A 17,973-nucleotide genomic window follows, 5' to 3' on the forward strand; every position below is an offset into this window, starting at 1 on the left:
CGTGCGGGGGCACCGTGCGGGGGCACGCCGCGGAGCGGCTACGATGGCCAGTACGGCGGACGAGCCGGCCGGGCGGTCGCGTCGGGTCCCTTCGGGGCCCGCCGAGGAACGTCCGGGCTCCACAGAGCAGGGTGGTGGGTAACGCCCACCCGGGGTGACCCGCGGGACAGTGCCACAGAAAGCAGACCGCCCACCGCTCCGGCGGCGGGTAAGGGTGAAACGGTGGTGTAAGAGACCACCAGCGACCGAGGTGACTCGGCCGGCTCGGTAAACCCCACTCGGAGCAAGGTCAAGATCGGTGCCCCCGGGCACCGTGCGCGAGTGTTCGAGGGCTGCTCGCCCGAGCTCGCGGGTAGACCGCACGAGGCTGTCGGCAACGGCAGCCCTAGATGGATGGCCGCCTCCCCCGGCCGCGCGAGCGACCTGGGAGACAGAACCCGGCGTACAGGCCGACTCGTCCGCCGCCCTCCGCCTCCAGGGCCCGGCCGCGCACCCGCGGCCGGGCCCTCCGGCGTCCCCGGCCCGGGGGTCAGCCGACCGAGGAGTTGTAGCCGTCGATGGCGGGCTGGAGCTCCTTGGCGGCGTCGGCCAGTGCCTGCTGGGCGGTCTTGGAGCCGGAGACGGTCTGCTCGATCGCGGTCTCCACGCCCTTGCGGGCCTGCGGCATCACGCCGAGCAGGCAGCCCGCGGTGGCCGGGGTCGGCTTGGTGGCGGCGAGCTGGTCGATGGCGGTCTGGAACTGCGGGTACTGGGCCACCCACTGCTTGTCGGCGGCGACGTCCAGCGCCTTGGTGTTGACCGGGAAGTAGCCGGTGCCGACGTGCCAGGCGGCCTGCTGCTCGGGGGAGGCGAGGAACTTCTCGAACTCCCAGGACGCCCGCTGCTGCGCGTCCGAGTGGCCCGGGCCGGAGACCCAGAGCGAGGCGCCGCCGATGACCGGGCCGCCCTGGTCGCCGGTGGCGGTCTTCGGGAACGGCGCGGTGCCGACGGTGAACTTGGCGGCCTCGGTGTAGCCGCGCAGCACGCCGGTGGACTCCAGGTGCATGGCCACCGTGCCGGCCTTGAACGCGGCCTGCGCGTCGGTGGTCTGCCGGCCGGTGTTGGCCGCGTAGCCGCCCTTGATCAGGTCGGCCCACCACTGGACGACCTCGGCGCCCTTGGCGGTGTCGAAGCCGGCCTTGGCCGCCTTCCCGGTGCGGCCGTTGCCGTTGTCGCAGTACAGCGAGCCGGACTCGGCCAGCAGCTCCTCGACGAACCAGCCGTAGACCGCCGCGCCGAAGCCGTACCGGACGGTCTGCCCGCTGCCGTCCTTCTTGGTCAGCCGCTTGGCGAGGTCGCCCAGTTCGGCCAGGGTGGCGGGCGGCTTCGCCGGGTCGAGGCCGGCCTCCCTGAAGGCGTCGTCGTTCAGGTACAGCAGCGGCACCGAGGAGTTGAACGGCATCGAGGCGAGCTTGCCGTCCACCGAGTAGTAGTTGCGGATGTTGGGCTGGAGGTCGTCCAGCGGGTAGCCGTCCCGGTCGGCGAACGCCTGGGCCGGGACGGTCTGCCTGGAGTCGATCATGAAGCGGGTGCCGATGTCGTAGACCTGCACCAGCGCCGGGGTGGCCTTCTGCTGCACCGACGCCTTGTACTTGGCGATCAGGTCGTCGTAGCTGCCCTGGAAGACCGGCTTCACCTCGATCTTCCCCTGGTGCGCGGAGTTGAACGCGGACACCAGCGAGGTCAGCGTCTCGGCGTTCTTGCCCGTCATCGAGTGCCAGAACTCGACGGTGGTCACCCCGGACGCCTGGTCGAGCGCGGAGGCGGCGGGCGCGGCGGCGTCACCGGAGGCGCCGCCCCCGGAACCGCCGGAGCTACAGCCCGTCAGGGCCAGGCCGGACACCAGCAGGGCGGCGAGCGCGCGGGCACTCTTCTTCACGGGGCTTCTCTCTTCTACGAGGGTGGGTGCCGGGAGAGTCGAGCGGATGCGGGTACGGGTACGGGGGTGAGCCCGGGTGCGGGTGAGGGTGCGGTGGCCGGCGGGGCGTCAGCGGACGGCTCCGGCGGTCAGGCCGCGGACGATGAAGCGCTGGCCGAACACCACCAGCGCCAGCGTGGGCAGCAGCGACAGCACCACGCCGGCCAGGATCAGGCCCGGATCGGCCATCTCCGAGTCGCGCAGCGTGGACAGGCCGATCTGCAGGGTCTGCATCTCGGCGGTGCGGGTGATGATCAGCGGCCAGAAGTACTGGTTCCAGGCGGACAGGAAGACGTAGACGGCGAGCGCCGCCAGCACCGGCCGGTTCAGCGGCACCAGGATGCGCCACAGGAACCGCCAGTGGCCCGCCCCGTCGATCCGGGCGGCGTCTCGCAGCTCGGCCGGGAACTGCCGGAACGACTGCCGCAGCAGGAACGTCCCGAAGCCGGAGGCCAGGAACGGCAGCACCAGCCCGAAGTAGGTGTTGCCCAGGCCCCAGCCGGACAGCGTCAGGTAGTTGGGGATGACCACGGCCTCCCACGGGACCATCAGGGTGGCCAGGAACAGCCCGAACACCACCGCGCGGCCGCGCAGCGGCAGGAACACGAAGGCGTACGCGGCCAGGACCGAGGTGAACAGCTGCGCCGCGGTGATCACGCCCGCCACCAGCACCGAGTTGGCGTACTGGCGGACCAGCGGCACCGCGTGCACCGCGCCGGAGAAGTTCCGCCCGGTGACCGCGTGCGGCACCAGCGCGGGCGGGTACCCGGCGATCTCGTCCGGGCGCATCAGCGCCCCGGCGAACACGTAGTAGACCGGGAACAGCACCGTCAGCGCGGCGGCCAGCAGCACCAGGTGAACCGCGGCCCTGGCCGCCACCCCGCGCGGGTGCGCGCGGCGCCGGGCGGAACGGGCGGGACGGGCGGGGGCGGCCCCGGCGGGCGCCCCGGTCTCGGTGCGGGCGGTGGTCATGCGTAGTGCACCTTCCGTTCCAGGACGCCGAACTGGACGGCGGTGCAGGCCAGTACGACCAGCAACAGCACCACGGCCTGGGCGCTGGCGGTGCCGAAGTCGCTGGAGCCGTAGGCGAACGCCTTCTGGTAGACGGAGTAGACCAGCGTGCGGGTCGAGCCGTCCGGGCCGCCCCGGGTGAGGATGTGGATCTGGCCGAAGCTCTGCAGCGCGTTCACCGTGGAGACCACGACCAGGAAGAACAGGCTGGGCCCGAGCAGCGGCACCGTCACCGAACGGGCCAGCCGCAGCCCGGCGGCGCCGTCCAGCCGGGCGGCCTCGGTGATCTCGGCGGGGATCGAGCCGATGCCCGCCGAGAGCACCAGCACGTTGTAGCCCAGGTTCATCCAGACCGTGGACGCGGCGACCGAGAGCAGCGCGTACCGGGAGTCGGTCAGCCAGCCGACCGGGCCCAGGTGGAACTGCGACAGCAGCCCGTTGAGCACCCCGCTGGCCGGGTTGTAGAAGACCGAGAAGACCACCGAGGCGCTGGCCACCGAGAAGGCGAACGGCAGCGCGAAGGCCGAGCGCAGCAGCCGCACCCCGCGGATCCGGCTCTCCAGCAGCAGCACCAGCAGCAGCGCCCCGAGCACCCCGGGCACCACCGTCAGCAGCACGAACAGGGCGGTGGTGAGCAGGGTGTCGCGGAACTCGGCCGAGGCCAGCAGGTCGGTGTAGTGCCGCAGGCCGACGTAGCGCGAGGGCGCGCCGAACAGGTCGTTGGCGTGCGCGCTGAGGTAGAAGGTGCGCCCGAGCGGATAGCCGATGAACAGGGCGAAGACGGCGACCGAGGGGAGCAGGAACACCCAGGCGAGGCCGTGCTCCCCGAGGCGGCGCGGCGGCGCCTGCGGGGGTGGTGCGGTCGGCATGGGGCGCGTCCGCCTTTCGTGACGTCGGTTCCGGCCACACCGTGTCGCGCCCGAACGACCGGCCGGCGAGGGGAGGGTGAGCGGGGTGTGGCGCGTTCCTTACGCGTTCGCGTCACACCGGCGGGCCCCGTGTGGTTACCCCTCTCCCGACACTTCTGCACCTCCCGGCCGTCACCGGATCGTCAGATTCCTTGACCGGGGCGGCCGTTGGGGAGCAGCTGCTGCCTTGCCGACCTGTTCGGTTGTCAAGGAGCTGGCGGATGGCGGGAGTTCAGCGCAGCAGGCGGCGCTCCTTGGCGATGGCCACCGCGCCGGAACGGGTGTCCGCGCCGAGCTTGGCGTAGATCCGGCCGAGGTGGGTCTTGACCGTCGCCTCGCTGATGAACAGCGCCCGGGCGATCTCCCTGTTGCCCAGGCCCTGGCCGAGCTGGTCCAGGATGTCCTGCTCGCGGTCGGTGAGCTGGGGGAGCGGGGAGCGCATCTGGGCCATCACCCGGGAGGCGATCGGCGGGGAGAGCGCGGGCCGGCCCGCCGCCGCGGCGCGGATCGCGGCGAACAGCTCCTCCGGCTTCTCGGCCTTCAGCAGGTAGCCGGTGGCGCCCGCGCTGATCGCCCGGCTGATGTCGGTGTCGGTGTCGAAGGTGGTCAGCACCAGGACGTGGCTCTCCCCGGGCCCGGCGAGCACCCGCCGAGTGGCCTCCACGCCGTCGATCCCGCCGCCCAGCTGGAGGTCCATCAGGACCACGTCCGGCCGGAGGGCGGCGGCCAGTGAGACCGCCTCCTCGCCGGTGCTGGCCTCGCCGACCACCTCGATCGCCGGGTCGCTGGACAGCAGGGCCAGCAGCCCGGCCCGGACCATGGCGTGGTCGTCGCAGATGACCAGCCGGACGGTGTCGTTCATGAACCCGCTCCTTCCGTGTTGTCCGTTGTCCTCGCCGTGGGGCCCTGAGGCTCTGGGGTCGTGGGGCCGCCCTCGGCGGGTCGTTACGGCGACCGACGCTATCGGCCGGGGTGGCCGCCGGGAGGGTTGCCGACTCGCTGCCGGGCCGCTGCCCGGTTGACGCCGGGCCGCCGCCGGACTGCCTTCGCGGGCGCGGCCGAGCGCCGTCGCCGGATCGCTGCTCAGTGGCTCTCCATCAGCGGCCCTCCAGTGGGATGGCCGCGGAGACCACCGTGCCCTCGCCCGGGGCGGACTCGACGGTGAGCGTGCCGCCGAGCTGGCGCAGCCGGGCCCGCATCGCCGGAAGCCCGTGCCCCCGGCTCCCGTCGACCGGCCGCTCGCCGCGTCCGCCGCGTCCGCCGCGTCCGCCGCGTCCGCCGAGTGCGCCGTGGTCGTCGGACGCGCCGCGTTCGCCGGGCGTGCCGGGCTCGCCGGGCTCGGCCCGCCCGGGCCGTTCGCCCCGCCCGGACCGGCCCGGGGTGAAGCCGCAGCCGTCGTCCGCGACGTCCAGCACCGCCTGGTCGCCCAGGTAGGAGAGCGTGATCGAGGCGTGCTCGGCCCGGGCGTGCTCCCTGGTGTTGGCCAGTGCGCCCTGGGCGATCCGCAGCAGCGCGGACTGCGCGGCGGTCGGCATCGGCGCGGGGGCCCCGTCCAGGTGGAAGCGGACGGCCAGGCCGCTCTCGGCGGCCTCCCGGTCGGCCAGCGCGGCCAGCGCGCCCTCCAGGGTGCCCTGCTCCGCGAGGTCGGCCGGGGCCAGGTCGTGGACGAAGCGGCGGGCCTCCGCGAGGTTCCGCGCGGCGATCGCGGCGGCCGTCCGGACGTGGCCGCGGGCCGCCGCCGGATCCTGCTCCCACGTCCGCTCCGCGGCCTGGAGCAGCATCCGCTGGCTGGACAGGCCCTGGGCGAGGGTGTCGTGGATCTCGACGGACAGCCGCTCCCGCTCGGCCAGCGCGCCCTGCCGGCGCTCCACCGCGGCCAGCTCCCGCCGGGTGCGGATCAGGTCGATGATCAGTTTCCGCTGCCGGGCGCCCTGCCGCTGCATGTACAGGAAGACCGCGGTGGCCAGCGCGGCGACGGCCGGGGGCAGCAGCAGCATCGTCGGGTCGAAGCCGCCGGGCAGCCGCAGCTCGGAGACCACCACCAGCACCGTCAGCGCCGTCACCAGCGGGATCGCGGCCCGCGGCGGCAGCGCCCGGAGCACCGTGTACACCAGCGGGACGGCGCACCAGGCGAAGCTCGGCGCCATCAGCACCAGCACCGCCCAGCTGGCCAGCACCGCCGCCAGCCAGGGCTGCCGCCGCTCGGACAGCCCGGACAGGTGGCCCACGGCCAGCGCCAGGCTCAGCCCCACCACCCACGGCGTCAGCGGGCTGTACAGGTGGTGCGCCAGGTACCTCGCCAGCGAGGTGCCGAGCAGCAGCAGGAAGGCCAGCCGCATGACGACCGTGAGCCAGCCCGCGTCCGGGTCGACGGCCCGGGACAGGGGTTGACGCATCATGGCTGCCTCCTTCGTCCTCGTCGCTCCCGGCGGCGTGCCGCACGCGTGCTGCCGGCGTGCCGACGTGCCGTCGGCACGCCCCGGGCTTCCCGACGGGAGCACGGCGCGTCACCTCCGCTCGCGGAGCATCACGCTGCGTCACGCCCGTCATAGCGATGGTGGACCGGGACGGCCGCCCGCACATCCACCGATCGGTTGACACGGATGTCGTCCATCATGCGCCGCAGAGCGAGCCGGTTCGCCGATCCGGGGAGGGGGTGCCGGGGCGAAACATGGAGGACGAGGCCGGGGCGCACCGCGATCCGGCACCGAACGAACCCCCTCCCGATCCCCGATACGCCCGATGCACCCGATACAGGAGCCGAAAATGAAGAAGCTGAGCACCCGCACCCGCGTCGTCACCGGTGCCGTCACGGTCGTCGCGGTCGGTGCCGGCGTCGTCGGCGCCGTCTCCGCCAGCGCCGAGACCCCGCAGGCGGCCCCGGCCGGCGCCGTCCACGCCGACGTGCAGAGCAAGAACACCTTCCAGTCCACCCACCTGACGGTCGAGGCCGCCACCAAGGCCGCCCAGGCCAGCCTGGACGCCGCCGCCAAGGCCGGTCAGAAGGTCTCCGTCGCCGTCGTCGACCGCAACGGCAGCGTGATCGTCGAGCTGCGCGGCGACGGCTCGGGCCCGCAGTCCTTCGAGTCGGCCGAGCGCAAGGCGTACACCGCGGTGTCCTGGAACGCGCCGACCTCCGAGCTGGTCAAGCGCCTGGCCCAGGCCCCGAACCTGAAGGACATCCCCGGCACCCTGTTCCTGGGCGGCGGCACCCCGGTCCAGGTCAAGGGCGCCCCGATCGCGGCCGTCGGCGTGGCCGGCGCCCCGAGCGCCGACCAGGACGAGCAGTTCGCCCAGGCGGGTGCGGCCGTGCTCAACAGGTGACCCACCCCGCGCGGCGCCGCCGGCCACCCCCGCGCCCGGCGCACAACCCCGCGGGCCCGCCCCCGGAGGAGCGGGCCCGCGGGGTCCCCACGGCGTACCCGTGCGGCAGCCCGGGCGGCGGCTCAGTCCTCCCGGTAGGCGCACAGCGCCCAGATCACGAACACGTCCAGCGCGATGATCACCAGCGACCACAGCGGGTAGTACGGCAGCGCCAGGAAGCTGCCGATCAGGCTCAGCGCGGCCAGGAAGATACCGATGATCCTGGCCCAGGCCGCGCCCTGGATGACGAAGAAGCCGGCCAGCGCGACCAGCGCGCCGATCACCAGGTGGATCCAGCCCCAGGAGGTCAGATCGAACCGGAAGACGTACCGCGGCGTGCTGACGAAGACGTCGTCCTCGGCGATCGCCATGATCCCGCGGAACACCTCCAGGATGCCGTTGACCAGCATCACCACACCCGCGAACAGCACCATCCCGGAGACCCAGCCCCTGTTCCGGTGGCCCGGGGGACCACCGGCGGTACCACCGGTGCGGGAACCGGCGGGCGGTGTCGCGGTCGGACCGACAGACGAGCTCATGGAACCTCCTAGGCCGAAGCAGGTCTTGCCCCGACCCTCCGCCCCCGGCCGCCCCCGGGCATTCGGGCGACTCCGTCCGGGTGAACCCGCCCCCGCCCGGCTCCGGCCCGCCCCCCCCGCTCGTTCCTCACCCGGTCGCCGGTCGCCGGTCGCCGGTCGCCGGTCGCCGGTCGCCGGTCGCCGGTCGCCGGTCGCCGGTCGCCGGTCGCCGGTCGCCGGTCGCCGGTCGCCGGGTGCCGGGTGCCGCGCGGTCAGTCGCCGGGCAGCAGGGAGCGCAGCGCGCGGGCGCGCAGCTCGGCCAGCCGGGTGCGGTCCCAGCCGTGGTAGACGGCGTTGGTGCAGAGCACCACGAAGCGGCGGGTGCGCGGGGCCAGGTAGAGGCTGGTGCCGGTGAAGCCGTGGTGGTAGGCGACCGAGCCCTTCGCGGTGACGATCCAGGCCAGGCCCCGGGCCAGGTCCGGTTCGACGGGGACCAGCGGGCGGCGGCTCTGCGTGAACCACTCGGGCAGCGGGCCGGACGGGGCGAGCAGGTGTTCGGCGAAGGCGGCCAGGTCGGCGGCGGACGAGAACACCCCGGCGTGCCCGGCCACCCCGCCGAGCAGGGCCGCGCTCGGGTCGTGCGGGATGCCCCAGGTCCGGGGCGCGCCGCGCAGCCGCTGCTCGGTCGGCGCGAGCCGGGTGTCGCGCGGCAGCGGGCCGTAGGCGGTGGCGTCCAGGCCGAGTCCGCGCCACAGCGCGTCGGCGAGCACCGCCAGTGGTCGGCCCAGCAGTTCGGGCAGCAGCAGTCCGAGCAGGATGAAGCCCCGGTCGATGTACCGGTGGTGCGCGCCGGGCACCGAGACCAGCGGTTCGGCGCACAGGTGCTCGATCAGCGGTCGTCCGGTGTGCTGGTAGCGGGCCAGGCCGGTCTGCGGGAGCAGCCCCGAGGTGTGGTTCAGCAGTTGGCGAGCCGTCAACTCACCCCCTGGGGAAGGCAGCTGGGGCAGGGCGGCGCGCAGCGGGGCGTCCAGGTCGAGCAGCCCGGCGCGGACGGCGGTGCCGACCAGCGGCCAGGTGGCGAGCACCTTGGTCAGCGAGGCCAGGTCGTAGCGGGTGTGCTCGTCGGGGCTGGCGTCGCCGCACTCGGGAGCGACCACCCCCCGGCTGACCACCGTCCGGCCCGCCCCGGCCTGACCGGCCACCAGCACCCCGCCCGGGAACTGCCCGCCGTCCACCGCCGCCCCGAGCAGGGCGCCCAGCGCGGTGGCAGTGGCGGCGGTCCAGTCGGCGGCAGGCTGCTGCGGATCGGCTGACACGGCGTCCCTCTCGTCCGGACCGGCGGGGCCTTCCCCCGGATTGTCACCCGCCCCGGCCCTCGGAGCCAGGGTGCCGGGGCCGGGGCGGGGCCGGTCCGAGGGGTCAGGAGCGGGGCGCCGAGAGCGAGTTGAGCGCCTCCAGGGCCCGGTCGGCCTCGTGGACGGGCACGAACAGGTGGTCGTGGTGGAAGCCGGCCACCACGTTGCAGCTGATCCCGTGGTCGGCGAGCGCGGTGGCGACGGCGGCGGTCAGCCCGACGGCCTCCAGCGCGGAGTGCACCCGCAGGGTCAGCCAGGCGGCGACGTACGTGTACGGCAGGCCGAGCGCGTCGGCCTCCTCCTCGGCGACCACGAAGGTCACCCCCTCGGGTTCGGCCACCGTCACCACCGGCCGCAGCCCGGCGGGCACCCGCCCGGGGAGGGTGCAGTACACGTAGCGGCCCGGGTTGCGGACGGGGCGCAGGCCGGAGAGCAGGGCGTCGAGGTCGTGTTCGGCTGCCATGGCGTCACGGTAGTGGGTCCGAACGGGTCGGCGGGAGTGGCACGGGCCCGTGTCGGACGGCGGGTCGGCCCGGGACCCCCTCGACCGTCGACTGCCCGAGGCTGCCGGGGGGGAACCCGTCGAGCGGCGGACCCGGAGCGTGCGGGCGGGAGCCGGGAGAGCCCGCTCCCGGCCATCCGGCACCCGCCCTCCGGTGCCGGGTTCAGGGAGCAGGGTCCTCCCGGTCGCCGTTTCCGATCCACCACTCGATGCCATGGCCACCCGCGGCCCAGCTGTCCATGAGCTGCTCGATCACGGGCAGGCCGACCGAGCGGCTGACGGTGGCGACGACGAAGCGCAGGTCCGCCGGCGCCTCGGCCAGACCGCCGAGGGCGTCGACCGCCGTCCTGAGCTCCGCGAAGGACCCGGGGGTGAAACGGCCCTGCCGATGGGCCTGAACGCACAGGTTCCCGCCCCGCTCGACGACCTCGAACTCCCCCCTCCTCGCCGACCCGGAGCACGTCGCCGGCCGCACACCCGAGCACCAGGCCCGGGCTGCCGGCCAGTTCGAACGAGCCCGACTCCAGCGCCCGCGCGGGCAGCACCTCGAACACCGGGCGCCCGGAGGGCGCGTGACCGGCCAGCAGGCGTATGTGGACGGCAGCGGGTGACTGCGGTGCGGGCGTCATGCGCGTGATCGTCCCACGACGGCGGGCGGAACGGACGCGGCCGTCGCTCACCTCGGAAGGTTCCCCGGGCCTCGATCTGCCGACCGGGCGGGTCAACGGACCAGCTCGCCGTCCGCCACCTCGCCGGGGCCGAGCGGCCGTGTCACCTCGGCCGCGTCCCGGCATCGGCCCACCTCTGAGGGCACGCCGTCCGCCTCCACGGCCCCAGGTCGGAGGCAGAGGTGTCGAAACGGGTTGCCATCCGATAGTTAGCGATATATCGTCGAGGTATCGAGATGCTTCGGTAGTCGGAGCGTCCGGACTGTGGAAAGACAGGTGTTCGTCATGCGTTACGACAAGCGTTTTGGTGGAGAAGGCCGGCGTCGTTGGGCCGAGGGCCCGGGGCGGCCGGGGCGTGCGGGGGTGCCCGGTGAGGGGGCCGACGAGTTCGAGGGACGGGCCGCGTTCGGGCCGTTCGGGGCGCCGGGGCGGCCGATGCCGCCGTTCGGGCCCGGGTTCGGGCCGCGCGGGCGGGGGTTCGGCGGGCACGGGCCGCGCGGGCACGGAGGTGGCCGGCGCGGCGGGCGGGCCAGGCGCGGTGACGTGCGGGCCTCGCTGCTCGCGCTGCTGCGGGAGCGGCCGATGCACGGCTACGAGATGATCACCGAGATCGGTGAGCGCACCGGCGGGGTCTGGCGGCCCAGCCCGGGCTCGGTGTACCCGACGCTCCAGATGCTGGAGGAGGAGGGGCTGATCAAGGCCAACGAGGAGTCCGGCAAGAAGCTGTTCGAACTGACCGAGCAAGGCTTGGCCGAGGCCGAGCGGGCCGGTGAGTCCCCGTGGGACGAGGCCGGCCGGCAGGGCGACTGGGAGGCCGTGCAGGAGGTCGGCACCGCGCTCGCGGCGGTGGACCAGGCGGTGCGGCAGGTCATGGCGACCGGCACCGAGGAGCAGCGGGCCAAGGGCCTCGCGGTGCTGGCCGAGGCGAAGAAGAAGCTCTACCTGATCCTGGCCGAGGAGGACTGAGGCGACGGGGGCCGGGGCCCGGTCAGCCCTCCGGGTCGTACTCGTAGCGCCAGCGGTAGCGCCCCTTGGGGCCGTACTCCTTGGCGCGGCGGTAGACCAGGGTGGTCGCCGGGGTGTCCCCGTGCGCGGGGACGGGCACCCGGTAGACCTTGGGGACGCTGTGCGTCATGCCCAGCAGGACCGGCAGGACCCGGCCGTCCAGCGGGCCCCCGGTGAACTCGGTGTCGGCGCTCTTCACCCGACCAAGGGTAGGCGCGCCGCCGGGGAGGCGGACCGCCCGGGTATGTCCGTTCCGGGCCGGTGGTGTGGAGCGGGTGTGACGGGGGCGGCACCGCTCCCGGTCATCCGGAGGGTTCCGGGAGCCTTATCCTGCTACGTACGCCCCCGGGGATCACCCGGGTCCGCGGGCCCGTACGGGTCGGGCGCGGCGCGCCGAGGTGCGTCCGTCCGCCGGGCGCGACTCTCGCGCCCCGTACCCGACCCCGGACGTCGGCCGCCCGGAGACCCCGGCCCGGTCGGCGGCAGGACGCCCCCGCGCGCGGTGCCCCCTCCGGGAAGCAGCGAGCGGCTCCGTGCGTTGGCGTCGGTTGTTGCGTCGGTGGCCGTGCCGTACCTGGCACGGCGGCTCGGACAGGTGCGTGCGGAAGGGGCCAGATGGAAACCAGCAGCAGGTGGACGTCCTGGTGGCGGCGGGAGCGGGACCGCCCCGGTGCCGGAGGGGACGCGGCCGCGAGGCTGGATCTGCTGCTGGGGGCGGCCGGGGCGGGTTTCCCGGTGGCGCCCGCGGCGCACCCGGCCGGGCACCGGTGCTCGTGCGACCGGGTCGGCTGTCCGGCCCCGGCCCAGCACCCGCTCTCCTTCGCCTGGCAGTCCCAGGCCACCACCGACGCCGAGCAGGTGGCGCGCTGGCTCGACCGGGACCCGGAGGCGAACTTCGTCACCGCCACCGGCCGCGCGCACGACGTGCTGGACGTGCCGGCCGAGGCCGGCGTGCTCGCCCTGCGGCGGCTGGAGGCGCTCGGCGTGGGCGGCCCGGTCGCCGCGGTCGGCGCCGACCGCTACCTGTTCTTCACCGCGACCCGCGGCACTCCGCAGGACGAGGACGAGTGGTGGACCAGCGCGCTGGACGCCACCCCCGACACCGTCTCCGAGCACCCCGGCCTGCGCTGGCACTGCCGCGGCTCGTACACCCTCGTCCCGCCGGCCGCGCTGCCGGACGGCTCCGAGGTGCGCTGGCTGCGCGGCCCCGAGCAGCCCCTGCCGGACCCGCTGCGGGTGCTGGACGTGCTGACCGACGCGTGCACCGAGGTCGGCGCGGTCGCCCAGGAGCAGTGGCTGATCGGCTGAACCGGCCGCCCGGCCGAACCGCAGGAACGACGGCGCACGGCAGCGGCCCGCCACCCCGTACCGCACGGGGTGGCGGGCCGCTGTGACGCGCGGTCAGGGCGGTCGGCGGGACGGGCGTCAGGGCAGGGTGAGGATCTCCGCGCCGTCCGCGGTGACCAGCAGGGTGTGCTCGAACTGGGCGGTGCGCTTGCGGTCCTTGGTGACCACCGTCCAGCCGTCCGGCCAGATGTCGTAGTCGTAGCTGCCCAGGGTGAGCATCGGCTCGATGGTGAAGGTCATCCCGGGCTTGATCACCTGGGTGGCCCGGTCGCTGTCGTAGTGCGGGATGATCAGGCCGGAGTGGAACGAGGTGTTGATGCCGTGGCCGGTGAAGTCGCGCACCACCCCGTAGCCGAAGCGCTTGGCGTACGACTCGATCACCCGGCCGATCACGTTGACCTGCCGGCCCGGCTTGACCGCCTTGATCGCCCGGTTCAGCGACTCCTCGGTGCGCTCGACCAGCAGCCGGGACTCCTCGTCCACCTCGCCGCACAGGTAGGTGGCGTTCAGGTCGCCGTGCACGCCGTGGATGAACGCGGTGGCGTCGATGTTCACGATGTCGCCGTCCCGCAGCACCGTCGAGTCCGGGATGCCGTGGCAGATCACCTCGTTGACCGAGGTGCAGATCGACTTCGGGAAGCCCCGGTAGCCGAGGTCCGACGGGTACGCGCCGTGGTCGCACATGTAGGCGTGCGCGACGGCGTCCAGCTCGTCGGTGGTGACGCCGGGGGCGATCAGCTCCGCCGCCTCGGCCATCGCCCGCGCCGCGATCCGGCCGGCGATCCGCATCTTCTCGATCGTCTCCGCGTCCTGCACCTCGGGGCCGGTGTACGGCGTCGGCGCGGGCTTGCCGACGTACTCCGGACGCGCGATGTGCGCGGGGACCTTGCGGGTGGGGGACAGCGTGCCGGGTACCAGAGCCATGACGGCGAGTGTATCGGCCGCCGCCCGCCCGCCCCCGGCCACGTGTAGGGCCGCCGCGGCGGGAAAGGATCACCACCGACCGCCGCGGCCCGCCCGCCGCGGCGCCCACCAGGACGGGAGACCAGACGATGACGTTCGGCCGCAAGCCCACCGGGCAACCGGGGGAGTGGTTCTACTGCATCAAGCACGGCAAGGTCGAGGAGGGCCCGGACTGCCCGGCCAAGGACCGGCTCGGCCCGTACGCGAGCCGGGAGGAGGCCGCGCACGCCCTGGAGACCGCCGCCGAGCGGAACCAGGAGTGGCGGGACGACCCGCGCTGGAACGACGACGGCCCCAAGGGCTGACGACCCGTCAGGAGACGCCGGCGGCCTGGCGCTCGTGCTGGTCCCGCACCGCCAGCGCGTGCGGGTCGGTGCGCGAGTCCCAGGCCAGCAGCTTCGGGATCGCCGCGGTCAGCGCCAGCACGCCCAGCACGCACAGCGCGCCACCGGCCCAGATCGAGCCGCGCACCCCGGCCAGCGCCGCCATCCCGCCGGCCCGCACCTGGCCCAGCTGCGGGCCCACCGAGTAGGAGAGCACCTCCACCCCGGCGAGCCGCCCGCGCAGCCCGTCGGGGATGGACTGGTTCCAGATCGTCGACCGGGCCACCCCGCTGATCTGGTCGGCCCCGCCGGCCAGCGCCAGGAACAGCAGCACCAGCCAGATGTTCCCGACCAGCCCGGCCAGCGCCACCGCCCCGCCCCAGCCGAGCGCCGCGAACAGCAGCATCCGGCCGTGCCGGTGCACCCGGGCCGTCCAGCCGCCGGTGGCCGCCACCACCAGCGCCCCGGCCGCCGTCGCCCCGTACAGCAGACCGAGCGCCCACTCCGCGTCCAGCTCCGCGGCCAGGAACGGGTACAGCGCCACCGGGTAGGCGAACACCATCGCCACCAGGTCGATCGCGTACGTGCCCAGCAGGTCCTTGCGGCTCCAGGCGTACCCCAGGCCCTGGCCGATGGTGCGCAGCGAGGGGGCCTCGGCGCTCTCGGCGGGCGGCACCGGCCGCATCCGGACGATCAGCGCCAGCGAGAGCAGGAAGGTCAGCACGTCCAGCGCGTAGGCGCTGCGGGCGCCGGCCACCGCGACCACCACGCCCGCCAGCGGCGGACCGGCCACCGAGGCGACGTTGCGGTACAGCGAGTTGAGGGCGAACGCGGCGGGCAGCTGGTCGTGCGCCACCACCCGGGGGACCATCGAGTCCAGCGCCGGGCGCTGCAGACCGGCCAGCGCCGCCGTCAGCGCCGCGACCAGGTAGATCGGCCACAGCAGCGGGTGCGGCAGCAGCGCGTTGGCCAGCAGCAGCGCCGACAGCAGGGCCAGCCCGGCCTCGCTGAGCAGCACCAGGCGCCGCCGGTCCAGCGCGTCCGCCAGGGCGCCGCCCCACAGGCCGAACACCACCAGCGGCACCAGCTCGAACGCGCCGACCAGGCCCACCGCGAAGGTCGAGTCGGTCAGCTGCTTGAGCTGGATCGGCAGCGCCACGAACGACAGGAAGCTGCCGAAGCCGGTCACGCACCCTGACGCCCAGAGCAGCCGGAAGTCCCGGGAGGCGCGCCAGGGCGTGAGATCCGGGAGGAGCCTGCGGAAGAACGGGGCGGTACGTGTCACATGGCCAGATGGTGCGCGACCGGGACGGGCCGGGGCAACCGGTTTTCCGGAGCTGCGACGGCGAGGGGCGGCGGTGGCGGTGGCGGCGGCACGGCCGGGGTGGCACGACCGGGCGGCTCCGGTCGGGCCCGGACGGCCCCGGCTACCAGCGCAGCACCGGCGAGGCGGCCAGCCGCTCCGCCAGCCGGGACAGCCGGGAGCGCGACGGAGCGGTCGCGGCGGCCGAGCTGACCAGGTGCTGGACCAGCTCGAACGGCTCCGGCGCGGCCTCCGGCACGGTGAGCCGCTCGTGCGCCAGGTCGGTCAGCTCCGGGTCGCCGTCGTCCAGGGCCAGCAGCACCGCCCCGGCCCGGCGGGCGTCGTCCAGCCGCTCCAGCAGCGGCGCGTCGGCCGGGCCGGGCGCCACCAGCAGCACCGTCGCGCCGGCGCGCGCCTCCGCGAGCCGGGGCAGCCCGCAGGCCAGGTGCTCCGGCGCGCCGGGCGGGACGGCGTGCCGCAGCAGCGTCGGGGCCAGCTCCGGCAGGCCCCCGTAGGCGGCCTCGTCGCTCAGGTGCGCCGCCAGGTGCCACGGCTCGTAGCGGGGGGTGCCGACCAGCAGCAGGCCGGTCGCGCTGCGCCTGGTCACCGAGGTGCGCAGCGCGGAGGCGAAGGCGCCCGCCCGCTCGGGCCAGCCGGTGCCGGCCAGCGACTGCCGGAGTGCGGAAACTCTCACCGCGTCCATGCGCGACAGCATGCTGCCCCGACGCCCGGTTTGGCAGGATCTTGGCCATGACGCAACCCGATTCAGTGAACGCGACGGCAGCGCACGCGACGGCGGCTGACGAGACAGCCACGGACACGAAGGCCCCGAACGCGAAGGCCCCGGACGCGACGGCCGGACCCGGCCGGGACCTGCCCGACGTCTCCCGCCTCGTGGTGGGGGTCATCGGCGGCACCGGCGACCAGGGCCGCGGCCTCGCCCTGCGGCTGGCCAGGGCCGGACAGCGGGTGGTGGTCGGCTCCCGCAGCGCCGAGCGCGCCGCGGCCTGCGCCGCCGAACTGGGCCTGGGCATCCGCGGCGCCGACAACGCGGCCTGCGCCGCCGCCAGTGACGTGGTGATCGTCGCGGTGCCGTGGGAGGGCCACGCCGAGACGCTCACCTCGCTGCGCGCCGAACTCGCCGGGAAGATCGTGGTGGACTGCGTCAACCCGCTGGGCTTCGACAAGCAGGGCGCCTACCCGCTCCAGGTCCCCGAGGGCTCGGCCGCCCAGCAGGCCGCCGCGCTGCTGCCCGACTCCACCGTCACCGCCGCCTTCCACCACCTGTCGGCGGTGCTGCTCCAGGACGAGAGCGTGGAGCGGATCGACACCGACGTGATGGTGCTCGGCGAGGACCGGTCCGCCACCGACACCGTGCAGGCGCTGGCCTCCCGCATTCCCGGCATGCGCGGCGTCTTCGCCGGGCGGCTGCGCAACGCCCACCAGGTGGAGTCGCTGGTCGCCAACCTGATCTCGGTCAACCGCCGCTACAAGGCCCACGCGGGCCTGCGGATCACCGACGTGTGAGCCCGGCGCGCGCCGCGGCCCCGCCCGCGCCCCGGCGCGCGCCCCGCCGGGCCCCACCCCGCGGCCCGGCGGACCCGTTCGGTCGGCGAGAATGGCCGGGCACACCGCCACTCCGAGGAGCCCCGCCATGCCCCGCAACGCCCTGTACGCCTCGATCGTCCTCGTCCTGGCGGTGACCGCCGCGGTGGTCTCCTTCGTCAAGGGCAACTGGCTGGGCGTGGTGTGGATCCTGATGGCGGGCGTGGCCAGCAACATCGCCTGGTACCACGTCCGCAAGGACCGCGCCGAGCGCCGCGCCGCGACCACCGCCGCCGACCGGCGCTGAGCCGCCACCGGCCGGCGCTGAGCCGCCGCCGGGCCGCCGGCCCCGCCGGACGGGGCCTAGTTCTGCCAGAACCGGAACAGGTGGTCGCCGAGCGCCGGGTAGACCGGGTCGACGCCGAACAGGTCGAAGACGTGCAGCGTCCCCTCCTGGAGCCACTGCCCGACCTGGCTCTGCCACACCAGCGCGAACAGCAGCAGCATGCCGTACGGCGCGTACGGCGCGATCGCCCGGCGGGTCCGGTACGACAGCCAGGGCTCGACGATGCCGTAGCCGTCCAGGCCGGGCACCGGCAGCAGGTTCAGGATCGCGGCGGTGACCTGGAGGTAGGCGAGGAAGCCCAGCGCGGCCGGCAGCGGCGAGAGCGGGTACTCGATGCCGTCGGCGCTCGACGGCAGGTCCGGGTTGTCGAACCAGCCCTGGCTGATCAGCACCAGCGTCACCACGCCGAACGCCACGTTCACCAGCGGCCCGGCCGCCGAGATCAGGCTGTGCTTGAGCCGGCCGGAGATCCGGTCCCGCTCGATGTACACCGCGCCGCCGGGCAGGCCGATCCCGCCCATGATCACGAAGACCACCGGCAGCACGAAGCTCAGCACCACGTGCCCGTACTTCAGCGGGTTCAGGGTCAGGTAGCCCTTGGTGCCGACCGTGAGGTCGCCGCCGGCCAGCGCGGTGCGGGCGTGCGCGTACTCGTGCAGGCAGAGCGAGACCATCCAGCCCGCCACCACGAACAGGAACACGCCCATCCGGTCGTTGCCCCAGCCCGAGGCCAGCGCGATGCCGGAGGCGAGGAAGGTGCCGGCCAGCGCCAGGAAGATCGGGCTGACCCGGCTCTCCGCGCTGCGCTGGCCGGTGCTGGCGTAGGTCATGACGAGAGGGCTCCGGGGATGGGGGGCGG

General features: G+C 74.5%; 20 protein-coding genes and 1 other RNA gene. 7 read left to right on the forward strand and 14 right to left on the reverse strand.

Annotated features, from left to right (window positions below):
* Positions 1-60 precede the first annotated feature (60 nt).
* Positions 61-461: RNase P RNA component class A (gene rnpB, locus K353_RS12220), an RNA gene on the forward strand.
* A gap of 68 nt (positions 462-529) precedes the next feature.
* On the opposite strand, the gene K353_RS12225 is transcribed toward rnpB, so the two are convergent.
* The 5 genes from K353_RS12225 to K353_RS12245 form a co-directional block, all read right to left on the reverse strand.
* Positions 530-1,918: an ABC transporter substrate-binding protein gene (locus tag K353_RS12225; RefSeq protein WP_111553601.1), complete on the reverse strand. Its 1,389-nt coding sequence runs from the start codon at positions 1,916-1,918 to the stop codon at positions 530-532.
* Positions 1,919-2,026: 108 nt separating this feature from the next.
* Positions 2,027-2,929 (reverse strand): carbohydrate ABC transporter permease, encoded by a 903-nt coding sequence (locus K353_RS12230; RefSeq protein ID WP_111553602.1) that lies wholly within the window; start codon positions 2,927-2,929, stop codon positions 2,027-2,029.
* Positions 2,926-3,837, reverse strand: coding sequence for a carbohydrate ABC transporter permease (locus tag K353_RS12235; RefSeq protein WP_111553603.1), 912 nt, complete (start codon positions 3,835-3,837; stop codon positions 2,926-2,928). The genes K353_RS12230 and K353_RS12235 overlap by 4 nt, the downstream gene beginning before the upstream one ends.
* Positions 3,838-4,108: 271 nt before the next feature.
* Positions 4,109-4,738, reverse strand: a complete 630-nt coding sequence (locus K353_RS12240; protein WP_111553604.1) for a response regulator transcription factor — start codon at positions 4,736-4,738, stop codon at positions 4,109-4,111.
* Positions 4,739-4,973: 235 nt separating this feature from the next.
* Positions 4,974-6,275, reverse strand: coding sequence for a sensor histidine kinase (locus K353_RS12245; RefSeq protein ID WP_111553605.1), 1,302 nt, complete (start codon positions 6,273-6,275; stop codon positions 4,974-4,976).
* 367 nt (positions 6,276-6,642) lie between these two features.
* Between K353_RS12245 and K353_RS12250 the strand changes: the two genes are divergently transcribed.
* The gene (locus tag K353_RS12250) at positions 6,643-7,200 is read left to right on the forward strand and encodes a heme-binding protein (protein WP_111553606.1); all 558 of its coding nucleotides are present in this window, start codon (positions 6,643-6,645) and stop codon (positions 7,198-7,200) included.
* 122 nt (positions 7,201-7,322) lie between these two features.
* Here K353_RS12250 and K353_RS12255 read toward each other — a convergent pair whose 3' ends face one another.
* From K353_RS12255 to K353_RS12275, 4 genes are all read right to left on the reverse strand, one after another.
* Positions 7,323-7,673 carry a hypothetical protein gene (locus K353_RS12255; RefSeq protein ID WP_111553607.1) on the reverse strand — a complete coding sequence of 117 codons (351 nt, stop codon included), beginning with the start codon at positions 7,671-7,673 and terminating at the stop codon, positions 7,323-7,325.
* Positions 7,674-8,029: 356 nt separating this feature from the next.
* Positions 8,030-9,073 (reverse strand): serine hydrolase, encoded by a 1,044-nt coding sequence (locus K353_RS12265; RefSeq protein WP_111553608.1) that lies wholly within the window; start codon positions 9,071-9,073, stop codon positions 8,030-8,032.
* A gap of 103 nt (positions 9,074-9,176) precedes the next feature.
* Complete coding sequence (locus K353_RS12270) at positions 9,177-9,575, reverse strand: ACT domain-containing protein (protein WP_111553609.1); 399 nt, start codon at positions 9,573-9,575, stop codon at positions 9,177-9,179.
* 202 nt (positions 9,576-9,777) lie between these two features.
* On the reverse strand, positions 9,778-10,089 hold the full coding sequence (locus tag K353_RS12275) for a hypothetical protein (RefSeq protein ID WP_111553610.1): 312 nt from the start codon (positions 10,087-10,089) through the stop codon (positions 9,778-9,780).
* Between the two features lie 478 nt (positions 10,090-10,567).
* Between K353_RS12275 and K353_RS12280 the strand changes: the two genes are divergently transcribed.
* On the forward strand, positions 10,568-11,248 hold the full coding sequence (locus K353_RS12280; RefSeq protein ID WP_111553672.1) for a PadR family transcriptional regulator: 681 nt from the start codon (positions 10,568-10,570) through the stop codon (positions 11,246-11,248).
* Between the two features lie 22 nt (positions 11,249-11,270).
* Here K353_RS12280 and K353_RS12285 read toward each other — a convergent pair whose 3' ends face one another.
* Positions 11,271-11,486 (reverse strand): hypothetical protein, encoded by a 216-nt coding sequence (locus K353_RS12285; protein WP_111553611.1) that lies wholly within the window; start codon positions 11,484-11,486, stop codon positions 11,271-11,273.
* 416 nt (positions 11,487-11,902) lie between these two features.
* Between K353_RS12285 and K353_RS12290 the strand changes: the two genes are divergently transcribed.
* Complete coding sequence (locus tag K353_RS12290; protein WP_111553612.1) at positions 11,903-12,595, forward strand: bifunctional DNA primase/polymerase; 693 nt, start codon at positions 11,903-11,905, stop codon at positions 12,593-12,595.
* Positions 12,596-12,712: 117 nt separating this feature from the next.
* Here the strand turns inward: K353_RS12290 and map are convergent, their stop codons facing one another.
* Positions 12,713-13,558, reverse strand: coding sequence for a type I methionyl aminopeptidase (gene map, locus K353_RS12295; RefSeq protein ID WP_111553613.1), 846 nt, complete (start codon positions 13,556-13,558; stop codon positions 12,713-12,715).
* 128 nt (positions 13,559-13,686) lie between these two features.
* Between map and K353_RS12300 the strand changes: the two genes are divergently transcribed.
* The gene (locus K353_RS12300; RefSeq protein WP_111553614.1) at positions 13,687-13,902 is read left to right on the forward strand and encodes a hypothetical protein; all 216 of its coding nucleotides are present in this window, start codon (positions 13,687-13,689) and stop codon (positions 13,900-13,902) included.
* A gap of 7 nt (positions 13,903-13,909) precedes the next feature.
* On the opposite strand, the gene K353_RS12305 is transcribed toward K353_RS12300, so the two are convergent.
* The gene (locus K353_RS12305) at positions 13,910-15,205 is read right to left on the reverse strand and encodes an MFS transporter (RefSeq protein ID WP_111553615.1); all 1,296 of its coding nucleotides are present in this window, start codon (positions 15,203-15,205) and stop codon (positions 13,910-13,912) included.
* 142 nt (positions 15,206-15,347) lie between these two features.
* Positions 15,348-15,926 carry a hypothetical protein gene (locus tag K353_RS12310; RefSeq protein WP_111553673.1) on the reverse strand — a complete coding sequence of 193 codons (579 nt, stop codon included), beginning with the start codon at positions 15,924-15,926 and terminating at the stop codon, positions 15,348-15,350.
* A 47-nt stretch (positions 15,927-15,973) separates the two neighbouring features.
* Between K353_RS12310 and npdG the strand changes: the two genes are divergently transcribed.
* Entirely contained in the window at positions 15,974-16,750 is a 777-nt protein-coding gene (gene npdG, locus K353_RS12315) for an NADPH-dependent F420 reductase (protein ID WP_233533526.1), read from the forward strand.
* A 127-nt stretch (positions 16,751-16,877) separates the two neighbouring features.
* Positions 16,878-17,075, forward strand: coding sequence for a hypothetical protein (locus tag K353_RS12320; RefSeq protein ID WP_111553616.1), 198 nt, complete (start codon positions 16,878-16,880; stop codon positions 17,073-17,075).
* Between the two features lie 56 nt (positions 17,076-17,131).
* On the opposite strand, the gene K353_RS12325 is transcribed toward K353_RS12320, so the two are convergent.
* The gene (locus K353_RS12325) at positions 17,132-17,944 is read right to left on the reverse strand and encodes a site-2 protease family protein (RefSeq protein ID WP_100835966.1); all 813 of its coding nucleotides are present in this window, start codon (positions 17,942-17,944) and stop codon (positions 17,132-17,134) included.
* Between the last annotated feature and the right edge of the window lie 29 nt (positions 17,945-17,973).

The sequence above is a fragment of the Kitasatospora sp. SolWspMP-SS2h genome (assembly GCF_003259315.1).
In the GTDB taxonomy this organism is placed as follows: Bacteria; Actinomycetota; Actinomycetes; order Streptomycetales; family Streptomycetaceae; genus Kitasatospora; species Kitasatospora fiedleri.

Coding starts and splice junctions, on each gene's coding strand:
- K353_RS12230 (WP_111553602.1), bottom strand. CDS start 2,929: ATGACCACCGCCCGCACCGAGACCGGGGCGCCCGCCGGGGCCGCCCCC.
- K353_RS12235 (WP_111553603.1), bottom strand. CDS start 3,837: ATGCCGACCGCACCACCCCCGCAGGCGCCGCCGCGCCGCCTCGGGGAG.
- K353_RS12240 (WP_111553604.1), bottom strand. CDS start 4,738: ATGAACGACACCGTCCGGCTGGTCATCTGCGACGACCACGCCATGGTC.
- K353_RS12245 (WP_111553605.1), bottom strand. CDS start 6,275: ATGATGCGTCAACCCCTGTCCCGGGCCGTCGACCCGGACGCGGGCTGG.
- K353_RS12250 (WP_111553606.1), top strand. CDS start 6,643: ATGAAGAAGCTGAGCACCCGCACCCGCGTCGTCACCGGTGCCGTCACG.
- K353_RS12255 (WP_111553607.1), bottom strand. CDS start 7,673: ATGGTGCTGTTCGCGGGTGTGGTGATGCTGGTCAACGGCATCCTGGAG.
- K353_RS12270 (WP_111553609.1), bottom strand. CDS start 9,575: ATGGCAGCCGAACACGACCTCGACGCCCTGCTCTCCGGCCTGCGCCCC.
- K353_RS12280 (WP_111553672.1), top strand. CDS start 10,568: ATGCGTTACGACAAGCGTTTTGGTGGAGAAGGCCGGCGTCGTTGGGCC.
- K353_RS12290 (WP_111553612.1), top strand. CDS start 11,903: ATGGAAACCAGCAGCAGGTGGACGTCCTGGTGGCGGCGGGAGCGGGAC.
- map (WP_111553613.1), bottom strand. CDS start 13,558: ATGGCTCTGGTACCCGGCACGCTGTCCCCCACCCGCAAGGTCCCCGCG.
- K353_RS12300 (WP_111553614.1), top strand. CDS start 13,687: ATGACGTTCGGCCGCAAGCCCACCGGGCAACCGGGGGAGTGGTTCTAC.
- K353_RS12310 (WP_111553673.1), bottom strand. CDS start 15,926: ATGGACGCGGTGAGAGTTTCCGCACTCCGGCAGTCGCTGGCCGGCACC.
- npdG (WP_233533526.1), top strand. CDS start 15,974: ATGACGCAACCCGATTCAGTGAACGCGACGGCAGCGCACGCGACGGCG.
- K353_RS12320 (WP_111553616.1), top strand. CDS start 16,878: ATGCCCCGCAACGCCCTGTACGCCTCGATCGTCCTCGTCCTGGCGGTG.
- K353_RS12325 (WP_100835966.1), bottom strand. CDS start 17,944: ATGACCTACGCCAGCACCGGCCAGCGCAGCGCGGAGAGCCGGGTCAGC.